Source organism: Lacrimispora sanguinis (assembly GCF_044987295.1).
Classification (GTDB): Bacteria; Bacillota; Clostridia; order Lachnospirales; family Lachnospiraceae; genus Lacrimispora; species Lacrimispora celerecrescens_B.
The window spans coordinates 2,806,593-2,827,836 of record NZ_CP173277.1; the positions used below are offsets into that span (position 1 = coordinate 2,806,593).

Here is a 21,244-nt window from a genome sequence, read left to right on the forward strand (position 1 = left end):
ATCCCTTCCTTTCCTCCCCCGTCCTGCTGAAACCGGCAAATTCAGGGATCAAAAAAGGTGCAGAGCGAAGGACTTTAAACCTCCGTCCTCCATTCCCCTGCACCTGTTTATCCAGATTCACTTCTGCTTACGGCTCTAAAGCCCTGTGGATCAATAGGCTCTCTTTGGTTTTTCCTGAGCCGCCGTATCAGCCGGATATACTCCTTCCTGTACATAGGCGATCTTATCTACGCTTTCACCCTTTTCCAGCTTCTGAATGATTTCAGCCACGCGGGGGCCATGAAGCGGGTTACATTCTACGGAAACGTTCATATCACCGGCAATCATGGAATCAAATGCAGCCGCAACCGCGTCAAAGGAAATGATGATGATATCGCCCTTGGGCCCGCAGGTCTTTCCTGCCGCCTTAATAGCGTCAATGGCTCCAAAGGCCATGTTGTCATTTTCTGCAATCACAACGTCAATATCTTGATAGGTCTTTAAGAAGGATTCCATTACTTCCTGTCCCTTGGCCTGAGTGAACTCTCCTGTCTGCCGCTCCAGCATCTTCCACTTTGGATAATCTTTCATCTTCTCTTCCACGCCGTCGGTACGTCCGATCTGAGCAGAAGAACCAATGGTTCCCTGTAGAGTTACGATGTTGATGTCATCATCTGAACGGTTGTTTTTCTTTAAGTAATCACCAAGCCATGCTACTGCATCGTAACCTTCCTGAAGGAAATTGGAACCGACCCATGCAGTATAGAGAGAATCGTCGGAAACATCGATCATACGGTCAACGATGATGACCGGAATCCCCGCATCCTTTGCTTCCTGTAAAACCGTATCCCAGCCCGTTTCGGTCACCGGTGCAATCACAATATAGTCCACATCCTGCTGGATAAAGTTACGGACAGCCTTTAGCTGGTTTTCCTGCTTCTGCTGTGCATCATCGAATATCAACTTGTACCCGTTCGCTTCCGTAAACGTGGATTTCATGGATTCCGTGTTAGCTGTTCTCCAGTCAGATTCCGCTCCTACCTGGGAAAAACCTACCACAAGCAAATCCTTTTTTTCTTCTGTCTTGGGTGCCTCTGTCTTAGCCGCCTCTGTTTTTGTTTCCCCTCCTGCCGGCGCCGCGGTGGTCGCTGCAGTCTGAGAACCGCTGCATCCGGATAAAACCATAGCTGCAGTCATGGCAGCCGCCGTCATCATGCCCAGTAATCCTTTCTTCATATCCGTTCCCTCCAAAATGATAGATGTGTTTACTTTTCTTAGTAACTACCAGTATCATAGCGGTTACCGGCTTTCTTCTCAATGCAATATCTTTTGTAAACGGTTGAGATTCTTACGCCTTTGCCGGTCATTCCAAAACAAGGTTGGATTTTTTCGGAAAAAGGTTGATTTTTATCTGTTCCCCTTTAAAGCAGCCGGGATCCTGACGGTAACAGAGGTTCCCACCCCATACTCGCTTTCGATGGAAACCCCATAGGTTTCACCAAAATTAAGCCGGATCCTCTCTGCCACATTGGCAATTCCAAATCCTTCCCGCAACCCTAAGTCTTCCCCGCCGTTTCGCACTAGTCTCTGCATTTTTTCAAGTTCTTCCGGCTTCATTCCGATGCCGTTATCCTCCACCTTTAGCAGAATGTCCTCTTCCTCCTGCCAGCCGCTGATCTTTAGAAAGCCCTTTTTCCTGCAATTCTTAATCCCATGGTAAAGGGCATTCTCCACAATCGGCTGCAGAGTCAGTTTCAACGTAGAGAAGTCCATGATCTGCTCCTTAAAATCGATCTCATAATCCATAATGTCCTCATAGCGGAAATGCTGGATCTGAAGATAGCTCTTTACATGTTCCGCCTCCCCCCTGATGGTGATAAAATCCTTTCCATTGTTAAGCCCCATCCGCAGAAAGGAAGAAAGGGCCGTAATCATGTCCACCACATCCTGATGACGTTTCCCCTCTGCCAGCCAGACGATCGTATCCAGGGTATTATAAAGAAAATGAGGATTGATCTGAGCCTGTAAAAGCTTTAATTCGGTTTTTCTCTTGAGCTCCTGTTCTTCCCTAATATGTTCAATCAGCTCCCCGATCCGGATCACCATGTGATCATACTGGTCGCTTAGCATCTGGATCTCACGTATATTACTTTTGGGCGCATTGACCTTTAAGCTGCCGTTTGCAAGCACCATGGTATATTGACACAGTTCCTCAATGGGTTTTGTAATCTTCTTTCCAAAGGAAGAAAAAGAAACGATTAAAAACACGATGATGTAAGCGGAAACCACGATACATGAGGCAATGACCCTCTTTGTCTGAGAGTCCAGCTTTAAACGGGTGGATTCTAAGGTCTTTGTTTCGTTGTAAATATAATCGGACATGGTTTCTTGAATCAGTTCAGTGATTATGTAAATATCCTTATCCAGGCGCTCCATATTCCGGTCATAATCACCGATAATATTGCTGGTACGGATGTCTTCAATCCTCTTTTCCAGAATTCCGATCAGAATGATGATCCCATCTAACCCCTTTTTGCTGTTTTCCTGAGGAGTGGAATCCTTTAACTGTTCAAACAATCTCCGGGAATTTTCCAGCTCTTCATAGGGATTTAAAGAATCAAAGGTGTCCGCGCCTATGACAATGCGGTACATCTTATAATCGATGTTGGATTTAAAGTCAAAATTAAACTCCGTAGCCATAGTTAAGTTCCGGATGCTTTGCCGATACTGTTCATTCTGCCACGCCATCATATACAGCAATATCCCAATCATAATAATGACCGGGATAAATACGATTGCCTGCATGGATTGTAATTTAGCTTTGATTGAATCACGTTTTCGTATCATTTCTGCCTCCTGACCGGAATGCTTTCGGCGTAATTCCATGAGTCTTTTTAAATATGTAGCTGAAATAGTGAGGATCTTTATACCCCACCTGATACCCGATTTCCGAGGCCCGAAGGTCTGTCTTTAAAAGCAATTCCTTAGCCGCTTCCATACGGACCTTTGTTAAATATTCCACAAATGTAATACCCATTTCCTGACTGAATATGGTGCTGAAGTAATTAGGGCTTATATTCACGCTGGAGGCTACCACATTTAAAGAAATGTCCTCATCCTTATAGTGGCCTTCAATGTAATCCTTGGATCGATCAAGAACCAGGCGGTACTTTTTCTGAGAACAGGTGGTACGGAGGGTGATGGCCTTTTTAAGGATCTCCCTGGCGTACTTTACTGCCCCTTCCTCAGATCCCACACAAGGCTTTAAGGTTTTTCCATCTCCAAATTCCTTTAAAACCTGCTCCGGCTCAAAACCAAGCTGGGTGACAAAACCAATGACAGCAAGATAAACATCCATCAGCAAATACTGCCGGAAGATCAGGGACTTAAAATTACTGCCGCAAGCCTCTAAATATTCTTCCAGAAAATACTTTACCTCAGATATCGAACCATTTTTAAGGAAATTAGGAACAATATCCCGGCTAAGTTTGGTTATGTCCATCCCTTCCAGGCTGATGGTTCCTGAATCATCATGAAGCCGGACGGCTGCCTCTGCCGTAAGAAGCTGGTTGTATTCCAGCATGTAGCGGCAGGCGTAGGCTCTACTAGCCGCCTTAAAACAGGTTCTCAGTTCACTGAGCCTGTATACCGGAACGCCAATTCCCCCGAAATATTCCATGCCTGGGCAGGACTCCACAAGTCGTACCAAAAGCTCCTGGCAGGCAGTGGTCTTTCTATCTAAGTCTTCCCAATCGTTTCCCATGACCAGAAATGCATACCCTTCTGTCAGTCGGTTAAATACGATGACTTCTGCCCTGTTCTCAAACCGGTCCTTTATCATCTCATCAAACATAACAACCTGATCCGTAAACTGCTCCTGACTGCCGGAAACCCTTGCCTGAAATAAAATCAGATTATACACCGGTGCGCTAAGGGACAGACTGTGTTCCCGGCCCTTTAAAAGGATCTCCTGAAGGCTTAAGTTTCCTGATACAATGGTATCAAACAGCCGGTCCCGCTCCATCCGCTTTCTTTCCTCCTGCTGCTTTAGAAACTCCAATTTATAGCCCCTCTCACTTTTTTCCTGGATAATTGCTTCGCTCATACGCTCCAGAGCCTCTAACAGCTGGCTGCTGCTTACAGGCTTAAGAAGGTAATCCGCTGCGCCAATCCTTATGGCCCGCTTTGCGTATTCAAAGTCATCATATCCGCTGAAAAACATGATGCGAAGGTCCGGAAGTTCTCTCTTTACCATCTCAGCCAGTTCAAGCCCATCCATAAAGGGCATTCGGATATCAGTAAGCAGAATATCAGGCTTTGCCTTTAGAATCAGAGGATATGCCAGCTCCCCATCCGGTGCTTCCCCTGCAAACTCAAATCCGTATTTTTCCCACGGAATACCATTTTTAATTCCCTCACGGACTATTTTTTCATCCTCAGCAAGAAAAATCTTAACCATGTCCAATCCCCCTGTTTGCCCCACATTCATAAGTAGATTATATAAAATCTAAAAAAGAAATATAAGAGAATAATTTCAGTCCCTGCATTTTCAATCGTAAAAAAATATACTAAAATCATAGTACCACAAAAAGAGGACATCTTAAAGTTCCTGATTCATACAGAAACCCTGTTATTTTAATCCAGTTCCTCTCCGTTGGTTTCAATTACCTTCTTATACTTGCTTTTATCCACCCACTGGTAAGCTGTGTCATTCCCAACTCACAATCATAGGATGGTACAACCAGGACAGGACTTTTTGCCGCTGATATCCTGGCATACGGTCCTGCAATAAAATACCGTAACTATGGAAATGTATCCGAAAGGAGGACATAGACAATGGAAGATTGTAAAAAAAACGAAAATACAAATGATCAGGTGTGGAACTTTTATTCCGCTCCCTGCCTTCACCCAATGAAAGTAAAAATTAATGTTGATAAACCCGGAACAGCTCCAGGTTATCTGTTTGCAGCGCCATATACGGGGTTCGGAGAAACCCTGGTCGGACAAACGGGGGCCCTGATTATGGACCAAACCGGCGATCCTGTATGGTTTCGCCCCCTTAAAACCCGGTATCAGCAGAACACTGATTTTAAGGTACAAAAGTACAAGGGAAAACCGGTCCTCACGATGTGGCAGGGCACTATTTCCGGAACTCAGACAGAAAATCCCAACCTTCCCGATGGGGACCCGGAACCAGGGGCTTATTTTCAGATATTAGATCAGAATTATCAGGTAATCCAAAAACTAAAAGCAAGGAAAGGGTTTACCTCCGATGTTCACGAATTTACGATCACCAAGCGGAATACTGCTTTGTTTACCGCAATAAAACAGGTGCCTGCGGATTTATCCAGATATGGCGGTCCGGCAGACGGTTATATTGACAATTACTCCATCCAGGAGGTTGATCCGGAATCCGGAAGGCTTCTGTTCTTCTGGGATGTTCTGGCACACGTAGATCCGGCTGACTCCATGCTGCCGGCTTCCTCTGCACTGGAATCCAATAATATTTGGGATTGCTATCATGTAAATTCTGCTGAGGAGGGACCAGACGGTACACTATTGATCAGCATGCGCAATATGTGGGCTATTTACCAGATCGACAAGCAAACCGGAGAAATCCTATGGCAGCTTGGTGGAAAAAAGAGTGATTTCACCTTCGGCCCAAACGCAACATTTTCATGGCAGCATGATGCCCGCTACCGATCCCACGACAGAATCAGCTTGTTCGACGATGCATGCTGTGCTTCGGCGAGTTCCCCTCCAGATAATGTGGCGAGGGGCCTGATTCTGCAGCTTGACATTAATAATATGACGGCAACAGTATCAAGAACCTATTATCATGATCCGCTTTTGTACGTCGCCAGCCAGGGAAATGTACAGCAACTGCCCGGCTGCAATCAGCTGGTAGGGTGGGGACAGGATTCCTATCTTTCCGAATTCAAATATGCCGGCAACACGGCTGAGGATCCATCGGTGAATTTTATATATGACATGGAGTATCCCGGTGATAACATCACTTACCGGGCATTCAAATATTGTTGGAAGGGGACTCCTGCTTGTCCGCCTGATATCGCCGTATCTTTATCTCCACCCAATGTAATTGTATATGCATCCTGGAATGGTTCAACGGAAACAGCTGCCTGGCGGGTGCTTTCCGGACCTGCCCCGGATTTACTGGACGTTGATATATGCAGCACCCTCCGTACAGGATTTGAGACGAAAATAATAGTACCGTCATTTGGACCTTATTTTCAGGTAAAGGCATTAGATGCTAACGGCAAAAAAATAGGAAAGTCAAAGATCGTCTGCCTGGACTTCGAGTTAAAGTCTTAAACTTAAACGAAATACCACATGATATACCTATTGCATAAGCAGATAGGCAGTGAAACTATTCGTTCGTTTCACTGCCTACCTGATGAAATTCAGTTTTTTAATTTAACTGTCCTGTTCCCTTTTAGAAAATAACCGTTTGCCAGAAAAGATCTCAATCATCTTCCTCCGGGATCAGTTCCGTAGTCTCTTCCTTAGGCGGCATGGCAAAGGAGAAAATAATAAAACAAATAAATGCAGCAATCAGTCCGGGTATGATCGGCTGGCTGAATTTGATCCCAAACAGCATGCCTTTGGAAATATGCTCCAGATATACGACAACGATAGTTCCTGCTATCAGAGAGGCGATGGTTCCTGCCGATGACGCCTTTTTCCAGTAGTGTCCCATAACATAGGGAAAGAATGAGCCCGCCGCCCGAAGGGTAAAGCAGAACATAAGGATGGAAACGATACTCTGGGTATTAAATAAAGCAATCAGCATGGAAGCCACACCTACCAGACACATAACGATCTTTGTTACTTTCATAACAGACTGGCTGGAAGCATCCGGCTTTAGTACTGCTTTATAAATATCGTTGGAAAAGATTGACCCTGCTCCCAGTAAATCGGAATCTGAGCTGGACATCGTGGCCGAAATAATGCCGGAAAATAAAAGTCCGCAGACAACAGCCGGCATCGTATTGATCGCAAGGATGGGCAGTGCATAGCGGGCTCCTACCTCTGCAAACTGCTCAGAGCTGAATTTCCCCATATTCATTAATGCCAGGGTAATAATACCGAGAATTGTGGGAATAAACGCATAGATGAAATTAATAAGTGCTGCCAGCCAGGCCCCTCCTCTTGCAGCCTTCTCATCTCTTGCGGCGTAAAATCGTGATACTGCCTCCTGTCCCACGGAAAACGTAGCGGTGTACATGATAATAAGAGAAATAATCCCAAATAAATCATAGCCCTGGAACATGCTTAACGTCCCTTCCGGAATATTAGCTGTCACATTGCTCCAGCCCCCCGCATACCGAAGTGCAAAAGGAACCGCTATAATCATACCGATAACAATCAGGAACACCTGGACAAAGTCCGTCAAAGTAACGCTCCATAAACCTCCCATTATGGAATAAACCGTTACCACCACCGCTACGATGATGACTGCCACCTGATAATCAATACCAAGCATGGTGGATAATATGACCGCAGAAGCAATGAACTGCCCAGCCGTAAGCCCAACCAAAGGAAGAAGCATGATAATAGCCGTGATTATGCCACAGGTCTTATTGTAACGTCTCCGGAAATATTCCGGTACGGTCTTAACAGTTGCCGCCCTGAACCGGGGAGCGACAAAGCTTAAAATGGAAAATGCAATTCCCATCGTGATTATGTACCAGGCTGCGCTGAGTCCAAAGCCTGACATCCCGTTCTGCACCACTCCAAGCGAGCTTCCTCCCCCAATTTCCGTGGCTGCCAGTGTTCCGGCCATAAGCAGCGGCCCAAGACGGCGGCCTGCTACCAGAAAATCTGTGTTAGTAGAAATCTTGGTGGAAGAATACCAGCCGATCCACAGCATAAGCAGCAGATAAACAATAACAATGGCAGTTACAACAACATTTGCTCCCATAAAAACCCCTCCTGTTTTCTGTAAGAAAATTCTTTTGTAAATCCAGTTTAACATACTCACCGGCCCGGTTACACATCCGATTCTGTCAATTACCCACCAAATATGCAGATTCCTTCTCTCTTCTTGACTTCTGCCGGAAATCTAAATACAATGGAATGAGATCGGAGGGACTGTTCTATGCTGCGAATTGCCATCTGTGACGACAGCCGAGAAGACAGGAAGACTATTCTTGACTTTGTGTGCGGCTACTATAAAAAGCATGATATGGATGCTCAAATTGATGATTTTGAAACTGCCGGAAAGTTACTTTCCGCAGAGGACACTTATGACATCTATCTGTTAGATGTCATCATGCCTGATATGACCGGCATAGAAACCGCCAAGTGTCTGCTAAAAAAGAGGGAAGCTCCTGTTATCATATTTATCACTTCATCTTTGGAATCCGCTGTAGAGGGTTACAGGGTTAACGCCGCAGGCTTCGTCTTAAAACCCTTAATCCAACAGGATATTGAGGAAACCTTAAGACGGGTTATGGAACAGAATTTTAAATTAAGAGAATCCTCTATTTCCATTGTACATAACCGGGTCCCCATGGAACTGAAGCTAAGCCGAATCCTGTATTTTGAAAACAGGCTGCACCGGGTCTACATAGTTCTTAGAAACGGAGATATCCTTTCCATCCACCAAAAGCTAAATGAGCTTCAGGAAGAATTAAAGCCTCTGACCTGCTTTCTGCGGTGCCACCAAAGCTATATCGTAAATCTAAACTATGTAGAAGCCCTGGAACCTATTGGGTTCTTGATGATAAACGGACAGACCGTTCCCGTTTCCCGCAATTTTTATAAAGAATGCAAGCATGTTTACTACCATTTTCAATTAAAGTGAGGCCGTCATGAATGAAGCAGCTTGTAACGTTGTATTAAATCTGATCAATCTCGCAGTCCGCATGATGCCTATTTTTGTTTGCCTGGAGCCAAAGAGAAAGAATCGCGAAAACATCGCGGCTGTATCGGCATACCTCTGGGTCATCATGGTTTCCCTTCAATCCCTGTTTCATATCAGAGAACCAATATTTCTCATTGTCCAGGGGATATTTTCCTGTCTCTTTTTTCTTCTGCTCCTTATATTTTTCAACGGGGAATTGAAGAAAAAAGTATTTCTCTACTTATCCGCCTGGCTTTTTGCAGTTCTGTCCATGTCATTAAACGAGTTTGCCGCCTCGGTTCTTGGAAGATCCATATTTCTTTCCTATAGCCAGATCTGCGTCATTGTCTCTCTCCTGTCTGCCTGCGGTTTCTATATCTTTGTCCGCTACTGGCTAAAAGACATGACCAGCCAGCTGTTCATTCAGCTTTCCAAACGTTCCAACCTGCTCCTGACCGCCTATCCGGCTATTTCTCTCGCCATTTCCCTGTTTGGCACCTCCACCATTTTTTCCAGGGAATCCCTGACCAAAAGAGGGTTTGAAGACGTTGTATTTTATCTTGCATTCTGTACGATGATCCTTGTTCTCTATGTCATGACTCTCGCCGGTACCCTGGAGGCTGTTTCGAGAAAAAAGACGGAGGAAGAACTTTTATTTGCAAGACAGCTGATCGGTAAACAGAGGGAACATTATAACCAGATGCTGGAACATGCCGAGGAGCTTCGGATTATCCGTCATGATTTCAGACACCACATCCACGCGCTTCTTAATATGGACAGGAATGAGCAGAGGAAATACCTCCTAGACTTAAATAAAGAGCTGGACACCTCAAGGGAACAAATTTACTGCGAAAATCCTGCCGTCAACCAGATCCTTCAGGAATATGGCATCCGCTGCCAGGAAAACCAGATTGAATTTGTTGCAGGCCTGGATATATCCGCCTATATCCCCATTGATGATCTGACCCTTTGCATTGTCATAGGAAACCTGTTGGAAAACTCCATGGAAGCTTGTATGAAGCTTAAGAAAAACCGCTTTATCCATTTACAGGCAAGGTGGAGGCAGGATCATTTGATGATGCTGGCAGAAAATTCCTATAATGGCCAGATCAAAGAAAGCGGGGGGAAACTTTTATCCAGCAAGCAGGATGGCGGCCTGGGACTTTTAAGCATCCGCAGGATATTAAACCGGCCCGGTGATGATTTTGACATTTACTTCAATGAAACCACCTTTACAGCCATGGTAAATATCATGGGCCGTTCAGAAATTTAATAGAAAGTAAGGTGTAAAAAATATAAGCATGAAACGTTTTCGGAAAAACCGATATGTTTCATGCTTATTTGATCTCCTGATTTATACCGTAGTTAACATAATTAAGAGACCTGAATCTTATCTTTTCGCTAACTCCAAAGCCGTATCCAGTGCGGACAGTTCAGGAACTTTTATGATAATTTCTGGAAATTCACGATCAATGATCTGAGATAATTCAGCTCCTAATATCTTATTTTTTAACAGCACGCTTCCCCAATACCATAGTTCTATAGGCTCTTCTCCCCTATACTTATGGAGCCCTGCTTTATTATAAACATCCCTGACAAGAGCAAACAGTTCATCCCTGCACTCCCTGATGATCTTTAATCCCGCTTCCTCTCCCATAATACAGGCCTTTTCCGCAAGAATTGAATAAGAGGCGATTTCCGCCTTCTCCATCAAACAGTCATTAACAAAAACATTTATCTCATCTAATGTTGTTAAGCCGCTTTTCTCTGCAAATAACTGATACAGTACAGGACAGTTCTGCCTTCCGTCAATATGGCTGGCCGCTTCTTTTATTACTTTCATTCCCATATGAAAGCCGCTTCCCTCATCACTGAGCACATGGCCCCAGCCGCCGCAGCGCGTAATTTCTCCGGATTCCCCTCTGGCAAATGCAATGGAACCGGTGCCGCTTATCAGTACAATTGCCGGTCCTGAGGACATATGTAGAAAAATCTCACAATCATTATGGACTGCTATGCTTTCCTGTTTAAACCCCATTTCTGTAAAAGATCTCATGCATTCCTCTTCCTGCCTTTTGGAATCAATTCCGCTGGCAGCAATGCAAATCCGTACACAATCTTCTGCTTTTAAGTGATTTTCTTTCAGAACCGGCAGAATAAACTTACGGTACTTTTCATTGCAAAGCTCAAACCCATCTGTATTCATGGTACCTCCCGTACCATAAAACTCTCCTATGACATTGCCCTCAGCAGATTCAATCTTCATTCGCGCCACAGATCCGCCTATGTCTAAACCAGCATAGTATTTCATTATACCCTCCTAAATTATGCCTTTGTGTTCATTACCCGGTAAAAATCATGAAATTTGGGGGTATCACATTCAATGCATTTACGTTCTGATCCATAAACACTCATGATCTGAAAAGCAAGCAGAGCCTGGAACATGGAAAAGTACGGTTCTTTGCTTCCGGACAGATTCAAAATGTGACTGCCGCTCTCAAAGTCCAGAGAGGTTATGACAAAATTAATACAGCCCTTTTCCCTGGAATATCTCTCTAAGACTGCCATACGTTCTGAATTATGAGCTCCTGCAGGCAAAAACAGATTGCAAAGTCCAGGCTCAATGGTGTTGTTAATCCCATGCAAATACTCCTCAAATTCATAAGCCGAAGCAGGTACGTACAAGGTTTCCAGGATTTTCAAAGCCCCTTCTTTAACCGTATAGTATCCGGCCTCCTCTGATATCAGGGTAAAATGCTGCATGGACGCAAGCAGTTCTTCATTTCTTTTACAGAATTCTATGGAGGCATCTATATTGGAAGGCGCTGCCTTTATGGATTTATTTAATTCATAAAGGAAATGAGTAAGCTGCTCTTCCTCCACCCGATTCCAGCTCTGCCCCAGTACCAGCCCCATGAAGGATAAAGTTAAAACCGTTCCAGTCATTCCTTTTGTCTTAGGCCCGACAGTTTCTTCCCCGCATGCTATAAGCTGATGAAGGTTTCCTTCTAAAGCGACAGGTGACTCAGGATCTGCTGTCACAGTTATAACTGTAAAACCATGTTCTCTCCATTCTTTTACTGCTGATATGGTAGAAGTACTTTTTCCTGACTGGGATACCGCTATGACCAGGGTATCTTCAGGCTTCAAAACCTTTATAAAACCACTTAAACGGGTAGGTACTGCTGCCGTTGCTTCAATCCCAAGGATCTTCTCCATAAAGTCTGCCGCTGCCATTGATGCAATATAAGAGCTGCCTGAACCAATGATCAGAATCCGTTTTACAGGGTTTAATTTACATTCCTTCAGTTCCCGGAAAATATCTTCCCTTTCCTCTACCATTCTTGCCCATATTGCGGGTTGTTCCTTAATGTATTCCATCATTTTCTGTGCCATGTGTTCCTCCTTATAGAAAGCTGAAAAGCGTTTGACTGACTGTAGTTCTAATGCTATGATTCTAGTATAATGTTACCGCAGAAGGGAGCTTTGTCTTGAACCAATACATGCCAAGATATCTTAAAACCAAAAACCGTATGATGATTTTTGACTTATTCCGAAACCAGCATCTTATGAGCCGGGCAGAATTGGTCCGTATTACTGGCATCAGCTTCCCCACTGTTTCAAAAATTGTCGATAAACTGCTGGAGCTGGGCATTGTCATTGAGTTAGAAGAGACAGAGCAAAGCACCGGAGCTGGGCGGAAAGGTCATCTTCTTAAGTTTAACCCCGGAGCCTGTTATGCCATTGGCATTGAATTTGAAGGCCAGGTTGTTCATCTGGGACTGGTAGATATGCTGGGCACCTGTCAGTACTGCAGATCTATTTATCTACCCGCTCAGAATCATACTCTGAAATTATCTAAACTGACAAAAGAAATTAATACCTTAATGACCCTGGCTGACAATGACCATATACCGGTTCTGGGTATTGGAATCGGTTTTCCCGCTATGATTAACCCGGAGACAAACAGCATTATTCATATGTCAGGAATGAATATTGAACATGAAGTTCCATTTGTAGATGCATTTTCGGAATTTGCCTCAACTTTGACAGTTCCATTTTTCCTTGACAATGATGTTAAGTTTGCCTGTCAGGGAGAGGCCTTCTTACGCCGCAAGAACCCGGAATACCAGGATCTCATATATTTCACCCTGGGTACAGGCTGTGGTGTCAGCTATATGATGAACGGGGAGCTGTGGTACGGTGCCACTCATAAATCAGGAGAGATCGGAAACATGATGATCAGCTCCTGCCAGATACCGGGTACAGAGGTGCCTGAACCGACCCCATTTGAGCAGCTTATTAATTTAAATGCCATATATAAGCATTTTCAAATCAGCCTGCAGCAAAATCCAGGCCTGCCGGAGTCCATACGGGAAGATATTATTAATTATCTCTGTCCCTATTTAAGCTTTACTCTGTCCAACATATCCTATCTTTTGGATATCCAGCATTGTGTACTGACAGGAATTGTACCTCTTGCTTTAGGAGAAGGCTTGCTGCAGAAAATACAGGATACGCTCCGCACCACCCTGACACAAAACACCCTCTTAATTGAGCCTTCCATCAGCCGTGATGCTGGCATTATCGGCGCCGCAGTCACAGTGTTTAACAAACGTCTGGAGGCACTGTTTAAGGATTAATTCCTATCTCCGTTTAAATGCTTGTGCAAGAATAAACCATGATACATGAGGAATCCATTGCTCCGCCCAGCGCCAGTTATCACTCACTGTGCCGCCTGGTTCCCGGATGAATGCGATTCCTTCTTCATTGCTCTCATCGCTTGTGATTCCATTGCAGATACCCCCCGGGCAATTCATAAAATCATACCGGTCTTTGAAGAAATACTGGATATTATTCTTGCCGTAGCCATCCATCATACAGGAATCAAAGGGATTTAAGCCCATGATCCAGTTAATCTGATTATCAGCGAAATACTCCAGCTGATCTTTTAATTCTTCATCATCCGTAACTCTTAAAAGGTCCCTGGCCGCTGCTGATAAGGAAGCAATCCTGGCATTCTCTCCCTGCCACCATGGTTCTACTGTTGTATGGTGCGGGAAAAAGAACTGGGTCTTTTTCACCCCATCACTGTCCTCAAAAAGAAATCTCGGATAGCCGAAGGGATTAGAAACAGAATATGTAATAGTAAGAATGTGCCTCATTATCATTTCCGATGCTCTCACTGCTTTTTCAGACTTCTCCCTGCTCTTTTCAATTGAAGCATATTCAAGAAGTGCTATGACAGGAAGTCCTTCATCGGCTGCATGATAATAAGGAAGGTTGCCGGAAGAGGTCAAATAAGCTGCCGTATCCCCCTCCATAATAAGACGCGCATAAATACGCTCCGCCATATCTCCTGCCTGTGCCAGGTACTCATACTCTTTACTGGACTTATAAAGCTCTGCTAATGCCAGAAGCGCACAGTATTCATCAATCAGATTCCACTCCCCATCATTGGTATGCCTCTCATTATTTGCTGACAGGTAATGCCATGCATCCTTTGCTGCCAGAAGATATTCATCCCTTGTGTAATCCGCTCCCGGATAAAAATGTCTGGAGGCTGCTGCCAACGCTGCGATTGCAGTTCCTCCTCCTGACCGCAGACTGGTTTCATAATTTGCATCCTCAACGGTCTCAGCATCAGCAGTTGCTGCCTTTTCACTGAACTGGGAGCTGGAACCATGATACTCAAATCCGATTTTTCTGTTTCCTCTCACATGATCCAGGGCATTTCCCCTGTTAATCGAACGGTAAAAGCTTCCCGAGGGAGCGCGCATCCGCATAAGAAAATCAACCCCATAAGTTCCTTCATCCAGCATCCTTCGTTTTATCATGGTATATTCCACATTACAGGAGGCCTCCAGCTCTTCCGCCGCTTTAAAAAATGCATAAGCACTGAAAGAAGCCTGCTGTGGATTATGCACGGTTCCATGTGATAAATGAGATAAATGGATTCCATAATCTCCAGTGGCATCATACCAGCCACCATGAGCATCAACCTGCCCCTGCCGCTCTCCTGCAAAGCCCAGCTTCCGGTCCTCGAAGAGCCATTCTCCACTGGATCTTTGGGCTTTAAAATAGTAGCCTGCTGCATTTAACAGTCTCATGGTAATTAAGGATTCCCTGATTTCAAATACATCACTTTTCACAGTACCTCCTTTTGTTTCAAGATGTAACTGAAACTTCCCAGAACCCTTCCATTCTGAAAAGTCCAGGGTCCAGTAATAACCGGTTTCCCACTGTGCCACAGTTCCCCATTCTTTTACCTCACCTTCAAGAACAACCGGTCCATCAGCTTTAAGAAGCTTGAATCCTCCAGGGCAATCCTCTTTCATTCCCTGATAAACCGCCACTTTCTTACCGGATGCATCATAACCCAAATGATTGACAAGTAATTCCATAAAATACCCTCCTTATATTTCTAACCTTTTACAGCCCCTGCTGTAAGACCTTTGATAACCTGTTCCTGGGATATAACATATAAAACAAGCAGCGGCACAATCGTAACAATAATCGCTGCCATCATGCTTCCATAATCGGTTCCAAACATATTGCTGACCATAGATAAGATCACACAGACTGGCTGTTTCGACCTTTGTGAAAGATATACCATGGAAGTCAGCAGATCATTATAAGACCAGATAAATACCATGATTCCCACAGTTGCAAACATAGGCCTGGATAATGGCATGGTAATATGAGTTAATACATAAAACGGTGAGGCACCATCTATAATCGCCGCCTCATCCAGTTCATCCGGCAGAGAGCGCATAAATCCTGTCAGTAACGTAATAGAAAAACACAGATTCCCTGCAATCTGAGGTATAACAGCGGCTGCATGGGTTCCCCGGACAGGAAGCTTACTGATCGTCACAAAGTTTGGAATCATAGTGGCAAAGGACGGAACCAGAAGACAGGCAATCAATACCGCATCTGCATACTTCGTCCATTTAAACCGGAATCTTCCCAGTGAAAATGCTGCGAGTCCTGCGATTAACACAACACCGAGCACAACAGAGCCTGATATAATGAAACTGTTAATAAAGGCCCTGGACATGCTTAGATCCGGGTAACTCATAATGGTTTTATAATTGTTAAACTGTATGGCCGCAGGAAGTGCTACTCCGTTTTTTACAATCTCCTCTGAAGTCTTAAAGGAATTCACAAGTACCCATAAAAGCGGAATGATGGTGGTCAAAGCCCAGAAAATTAAAATTATGTATTTTAGTATCCTGGCAGCCAGTTCTTTTCCTTTCCCTGCCTCATGCATCCTCTTCACCTCCCTGCAGCATCTTTCTAAGCACACTGGTTACCGCAACTCCAAGAACGATCATGACTATGGCTATGGAACTGGCATATCCCCCATTGCCCCTTGCAAATGCCTTCTGATACATATAAGTGCTTAAAAGCTGACTGGAATCCAAAGGACCTCCATTGGTAACCATAAAAATAATATCAAATACTTTAAAGCACCCGGAGACTACAAGAACAATCGAAGATGTAAGAACACTGCGCAGCATTGGTACGGTAATATAAACCGCTTTCTGCACCGGCCTGATCCCATCCAACATGGCTGATTCATAAATATCAGAGGATATGTTTGATATACCTGTTAGAAAAATCACAAAGTAGAAACCGACATACTGCCACACAACAGGAATCAGTGCAAGGTAAATGGAGGTTTTTTCATTGATCCATACCTGCTTTTCCCCACCAAACAGGGTAATGAAATAGTTGAGAAGCCCATATTCATACTTATAAATCAGGGTAAACATAAGACCGATTGCAGTCGCTGATATGACAATCGGAAAAAAATAGATTGTTCGGAAAAACTTAAAACAATGCCTGACTCCATCTACCAATATGGCCAGAATCAGGGCAAAACCAATCTGAAATAAGAGAACCCCTGCCATCAGAATCGCTGTATTGCGAAGCGCTGTTCTGACAACCGGATCTCTAATTAAATCTTTATAATTTTCCAGGCCGATAAACGTCTGTACCGCAGAGAAATTATACCAGGCTGTAAAACTGTAATAAATCGTCTTTCCCAACGGGTAAATCATGAAGCACAACAGAAGAACTACCGCCGGAAGCAAAAACAGTAAGGCAGTCCGTTGTCTTTTCGCCTTCATGGTCCCTCCCCCTTTCTATCCTTTTAAAAGGAGTGGCAGAATCTATAGATCTTCTGCCACTTTTCCTCCCTCTCTTCTATTTGCTGGTAGCCTCCAGGATCTTACGTGCCTCAGCCAGAAGTTCCAGGCTGGTCCTCTTTCCTTCTACCAGATACGGCGCTCCGTCATCTGCAATGGCCATCCAGGCCTCCCGGCTTACCTGGGAATCAATAGCCGTATCCGTATAAGATGCCTTATTTAACATCTCAACCGCGCTCTTCTTCAAAAGAGAGGCGCCTTCCGGTACAGGGCATTCAATTGCTGAACTTCCGCCTACCGCAATAAATCTCTGGACAATCTCCGGTGATGTAAGATATTTTAAGAGTTTCAGTGTTTCATCACTGCGCTCTGCTGCCTTTTTGCTAAAGAACCAACCAGAACCGAAACCCGCAATTACGCAATCCTCTCCTCCTTTGCCTCCGGGGAATGCAGGCATTGCAATAAGACGCATATTTTCATTGTCCTCCAAAGCGCTGACACACCAGGAACCATTGATCATCATGGCTGCTTTTCCTTCTTTAAACATCAGACGGATATCATCCTCTGAAATTGTCATGGTATCCTTAGGAAAGGCTCCCATCTGGTACCATTCTGCAATACTGTCAAGCGCCGGTGCCCAGCTGTCATCAAAGTAATTCTTATGTCCTTCTCCGCCCGACTGAGCCAGAATCGAAAGCTCCAGTAGATAAGAGGGCTTTGCCATGGAAGAAGCAAATGCAGGAATATCATTTTCAGCAAATATTTTAATTGCTTTCATGATATTATCATAAGACACAGGCTCCTCCAGGCCGTATTTCTCAAATAATTCTTTATTATAAAACAAGCCTTCATAATATCCCAGATAAGGAAGACTATACTGCACGCCATCATATTTCTGACTGTCAAGAGCTGACTGTTTAAAGTTCCCAGACCACTTCTCGTCGTCTTTCATATAAGTTCCAAAATCAACAAACAGTCCGGAATCCACCAGCGGCTTTCCATCTGCTCCCGTATAAAATATGGATAAATCAGCCGGTGTTCCTGCCGCTATATCTGCCTGCATCTTCGTACGGAATACATCATTTACTCCTGCTGTTGGAGCTGATTCGTCTACAATCTCAATATTGGGGTTCGCCGCCATATACTCTGCAATTACTTCAGACCAGACCGGCGCCCATTGATCAGAGCCTGTAAAAAAGGTAAATACCCTGATCTTTTCTTTTCCCCCTGATGCGGCTTTACCCGCATCAGCAGCCTCCGTTTCTGTTTTCGCCCCCCCGGTCTGTGGTGCAGACTGGCTGCAGCCTGCAAGAGATAATGACAACATGGTTGATCCTGCAAGTACCGCTAACACTTTTTTCATTTTTTTCATGTTCTCTCTCCTTTTCATTCCTTTATTACTCTTAAAAGCAGCAACAACCGCTAAAAAGACAACTCCCTGCCTTTTCCTCTGCTCCATACCCCAAAGAACAGTGTGGCAATTCCTATGGTTATGGCTGAACAGGCCATCATGGAACCGCCTCCCCATAATTCAAAAGCAGCCCCTCCAATATAACCGAATACCAGCTTGCTGAATACAGTACTCATCGTTGCATTTAACACCTGACTGCTGGCTCTTAGATCCGGCGGTACCCTTCGGTTAATGTAATTCAACAAGCAATAACTGATTCCTGTAAAGCTGAATCCATGAAGCAGGTTTGTAAAAATAATCAGCACAGGCACAGTTAAAAAATAGAGAAGGGTCCATCGGATACAGGTAAGAACTCCGGACAAAATAAGCACCCCGGACATCCCTATCTTTTTCACAAGCCTGTGCATCACCATGAGACAGGGGACCTCGACAACAGAACAAGCGAACATCATCCAGCCAACCAGTTTGCTGTTTCCCCCGATCTGCACAAAATGAATGGGGTAAAAATTGTAGAAAAAACTGGTTCCCAGCCCATACATTAAATTAAAGCCGATCAGTACGACCAGAGTCTTATCGGATAATACCTCCCATATAGAAGACTTATTTTTCCTTTCTTTAAAGCCCTTTACAGGCGGGATGGATAAGGAGAAGATCAGGCATAAGGCCATGGCTGCTGCCACAATCCAAAATATAGAGGAATACTCATCCTTTAGAAAATACCCGGCCAAAACAACAGTTACAGCATAACCGATGGTCCCTCCCAGCCGAATTCTTCCATAATCCCATTTGCTGCCGGTCAGGGACTCTAAGGTAATATTGTCATTTAAAGGAATAATGGGAACAAAAGAGGCGCTAAAGGCAGCCACAAGGAATAACACAGGCCAATAGCTTTTCGTAAGGTAAAAACCCAACGCTGAAATAATGGAAGCAATGTAGAGAAAAGCAACCACTCCATTCTTTCTCTCTGCCCTGTCACTGATACTTCCCCAAAAGGTCTGTGCAATCAGCAGCACGATCGTGGATATGGATATCATGCTGCCAATCTGAGTTGTAGAAAAACCGATCTGAGCCAGATATAAGTTTAAATATGTATTATAGATTGCCTGCCCCGAAAAAAATATAAGATACACACAGAACAGTCCCTTGGGAAAGCTCATGCTTTTCTTTTCCTCTTCCATTACGCAACTCCATTCTAATTATTAAACTTTATTTATTAATTATGTATTGGCAACAGTATAACATAGGCAAAATGGAAATTCAAGCCGATATTTATAGTGTTTGTTTACAATATTTCTTATAATTCCAGCCATTATGGCATATGTAGACTTTTTTCTTTCCATTTACCTGCGGATTTCCATCTAATTTTATGTCTTTTATAGTTTTTCGTTTATTTCTAAAGTTTGTTAACTATTTAAAAGATTGTCGTATTATTAAAAGAGCATACAAAAAAGAGGCTGTCAAGTAACCTGTACTATATTATACAGCTTATTTGACATACCCCTTTTGCTTAAGCAAGCGTATCCAAACCGCTTTAGGAAATTTTTTCTTATGGCATGACAGCCAAGTAAACGATGTTACTCAGTCTTTTGTCTTCTCACTGCATTTACAATCCATAATAAAATAACGGAACCAACGATAGAGACGATCAGGCTCCAGACATTAAATCCGGTAATGCCGGTTCCTCCCAGGAGGCCCATCAAAAACCCGCCGATTAAACCGCCGATGATCCCTACCACGATATTGGCGCCAGCGCCCATACTTTTATTATTACCAGTGAACATACTGGCAATCCAACCGGCAAGAGCACCAATAATAATCCAACTTATAATTCCCATCATTTATTACCTCTCTTTAAAAGAATTATTTATAATGAAATTCATCATTATTTGTGTAAAAACCTGTCAGTCAATAAATTCAAAATAAAACAAAGTTTTTGTCCTCACCAGGTATTTATAGTTAGTTTGTACCATAAATGTATTTTTTATACATAGCGCAAAAAAAGGTACTGTTTCCAGCACCTTTTTGATAATAAGAGACCGCATGATCTCATTATTTACTCTTCGCTAAGATTTATTCCCATGATTCCTGCCTGCACTTCATTAATCCTGTCATTGGCAATCATCGCTTTCCCCTTTACTCCCTCCAGACTATTTATTATCTCTCCATCCGGTACATTGGGGTAAGCACCGTTCTTATACTTTAGTACAGAATACTGAGACTTGTTTTCGTTATAATACGGAACTATTAACTCATGATATCCATTGTCTAACTTATCACTGACAATGATTGGTTCATTAATTAGTGTAAATTCCTGAACAACGTGCAGCTTTCCACCATTTTCGGATAACAGCAATGCACTGCTTCCACCGGATCCGCTGGTATAAGGACCTGTTACCATAACAAATATTTCATCCTTACCATCATCATTTAAATCAATATAGTTATAAAAATAATTTGTCGTTTCATAATATTCCTCCGGTACCTCCATGTCTTCTATTATCAGATCTCTTAGTTCTTTCAACGGCTTTGACTCCGCCTTCATGCCTGATATGCCCTCCGGTAACTTCAGCATTGGTACTTCATCGGTTTCACTGCTATTGGCAGCCGATGTCTCTTTTGAGCCAGTACTTTCAGAATATGTACTTTCTGACTGGATAGGCTCTTTCTGGGTTACTTCCTTTGTTATTTCTGCAGACCCAGTATCCTTCTGCGTGTTTAATGCGTTATTTCCGCAAGCACTTATGGACAGTGTTACTGTAATTGCAAGGCTTCCTAATAGCAGCATCCCGTTTTTTTTGTTTTTCATCTGAATATCCTCCATTTGTTTTTAGGTTA

General features: G+C 43.7%; 17 protein-coding genes. 4 read left to right on the forward strand and 13 right to left on the reverse strand.

From position 1 onward, the window contains the following. Positions 1–150 precede the first annotated feature (150 nt). From ACHZES_RS12985 to ACHZES_RS12995, 3 genes are all read right to left on the reverse strand, one after another. Positions 151–1,215, reverse strand: coding sequence for an ABC transporter substrate-binding protein (locus ACHZES_RS12985; RefSeq protein ID WP_395549135.1), 1,065 nt, complete (start codon positions 1,213–1,215; stop codon positions 151–153). A 171-nt stretch (positions 1,216–1,386) separates the two neighbouring features. After that, positions 1,387–2,826: a sensor histidine kinase gene (locus ACHZES_RS12990; RefSeq protein ID WP_242976985.1), complete on the reverse strand. Its 1,440-nt coding sequence runs from the start codon at positions 2,824–2,826 to the stop codon at positions 1,387–1,389. Beyond that, a complete protein-coding gene (locus ACHZES_RS12995; RefSeq protein ID WP_395549137.1) occupies positions 2,810–4,438 on the reverse strand; it encodes a response regulator in 1,629 nt (542 codons plus the stop codon). The genes ACHZES_RS12990 and ACHZES_RS12995 overlap by 17 nt, the downstream gene beginning before the upstream one ends. A 377-nt stretch (positions 4,439–4,815) precedes the next feature. Between ACHZES_RS12995 and ACHZES_RS13000 the strand changes: the two genes are divergently transcribed. Then, complete coding sequence (locus ACHZES_RS13000) at positions 4,816–6,312, forward strand: arylsulfotransferase family protein (protein ID WP_395549138.1); 1,497 nt, start codon at positions 4,816–4,818, stop codon at positions 6,310–6,312. A gap of 151 nt (positions 6,313–6,463) precedes the next feature. Here the strand turns inward: ACHZES_RS13000 and ACHZES_RS13005 are convergent, their stop codons facing one another. Next, positions 6,464–7,921, reverse strand: coding sequence for a sodium:solute symporter (locus ACHZES_RS13005; RefSeq protein WP_395549139.1), 1,458 nt, complete (start codon positions 7,919–7,921; stop codon positions 6,464–6,466). Positions 7,922–8,098: 177 nt separating this feature from the next. Here ACHZES_RS13005 and ACHZES_RS13010 point away from each other — a divergent pair, with 177 nt between their 5' ends. Further along, a complete protein-coding gene (locus ACHZES_RS13010; RefSeq protein WP_395549140.1) occupies positions 8,099–8,806 on the forward strand; it encodes a LytR/AlgR family response regulator transcription factor in 708 nt (235 codons plus the stop codon). 7 nt (positions 8,807–8,813) lie between these two features. Then, on the forward strand, positions 8,814–10,118 hold the full coding sequence (locus tag ACHZES_RS13015) for a GHKL domain-containing protein (protein WP_395549141.1): 1,305 nt from the start codon (positions 8,814–8,816) through the stop codon (positions 10,116–10,118). A 117-nt stretch (positions 10,119–10,235) separates the two neighbouring features. Here ACHZES_RS13015 and ACHZES_RS13020 read toward each other — a convergent pair whose 3' ends face one another. Beyond that, complete coding sequence (locus ACHZES_RS13020; protein WP_395549143.1) at positions 10,236–11,156, reverse strand: BadF/BadG/BcrA/BcrD ATPase family protein; 921 nt, start codon at positions 11,154–11,156, stop codon at positions 10,236–10,238. A 14-nt stretch (positions 11,157–11,170) separates the two neighbouring features. Beyond that, a complete protein-coding gene (locus ACHZES_RS13025; RefSeq protein WP_395549144.1) occupies positions 11,171–12,241 on the reverse strand; it encodes an SIS domain-containing protein in 1,071 nt (356 codons plus the stop codon). A 137-nt stretch (positions 12,242–12,378) separates the two neighbouring features. Between ACHZES_RS13025 and ACHZES_RS13030 the strand changes: the two genes are divergently transcribed. After that, positions 12,379–13,488: an ROK family protein gene (locus ACHZES_RS13030; protein WP_404820231.1), complete on the forward strand. Its 1,110-nt coding sequence runs from the start codon at positions 12,379–12,381 to the stop codon at positions 13,486–13,488. A gap of 3 nt (positions 13,489–13,491) precedes the next feature. Here the strand turns inward: ACHZES_RS13030 and ACHZES_RS13035 are convergent, their stop codons facing one another. From ACHZES_RS13035 to ACHZES_RS13065, 7 genes are all read right to left on the reverse strand, one after another. Further along, positions 13,492–15,249, reverse strand: a complete 1,758-nt coding sequence (locus ACHZES_RS13035; RefSeq protein ID WP_395549146.1) for a glycoside hydrolase family 9 protein — start codon at positions 15,247–15,249, stop codon at positions 13,492–13,494. 20 nt (positions 15,250–15,269) lie between these two features. Then, the gene (locus ACHZES_RS13040; protein WP_038283332.1) at positions 15,270–16,118 is read right to left on the reverse strand and encodes a carbohydrate ABC transporter permease; all 849 of its coding nucleotides are present in this window, start codon (positions 16,116–16,118) and stop codon (positions 15,270–15,272) included. Further along, positions 16,111–16,980, reverse strand: a complete 870-nt coding sequence (locus ACHZES_RS13045; protein ID WP_395549147.1) for a carbohydrate ABC transporter permease — start codon at positions 16,978–16,980, stop codon at positions 16,111–16,113. The genes ACHZES_RS13040 and ACHZES_RS13045 overlap by 8 nt, the downstream gene beginning before the upstream one ends. Before the next feature lie 76 nt (positions 16,981–17,056). Next, positions 17,057–18,370 (reverse strand): ABC transporter substrate-binding protein, encoded by a 1,314-nt coding sequence (locus ACHZES_RS13050; protein ID WP_395549148.1) that lies wholly within the window; start codon positions 18,368–18,370, stop codon positions 17,057–17,059. A gap of 50 nt (positions 18,371–18,420) precedes the next feature. Then, a complete protein-coding gene (locus ACHZES_RS13055; protein ID WP_395549149.1) occupies positions 18,421–19,587 on the reverse strand; it encodes an MFS transporter in 1,167 nt (388 codons plus the stop codon). Positions 19,588–19,983: 396 nt separating this feature from the next. Continuing rightward, on the reverse strand, positions 19,984–20,247 hold the full coding sequence (locus ACHZES_RS13060; RefSeq protein ID WP_395549150.1) for a GlsB/YeaQ/YmgE family stress response membrane protein: 264 nt from the start codon (positions 20,245–20,247) through the stop codon (positions 19,984–19,986). Positions 20,248–20,462: 215 nt separating this feature from the next. Then, complete coding sequence (locus tag ACHZES_RS13065) at positions 20,463–21,215, reverse strand: hypothetical protein (protein WP_395549151.1); 753 nt, start codon at positions 21,213–21,215, stop codon at positions 20,463–20,465. Between the last annotated feature and the right edge of the window lie 29 nt (positions 21,216–21,244).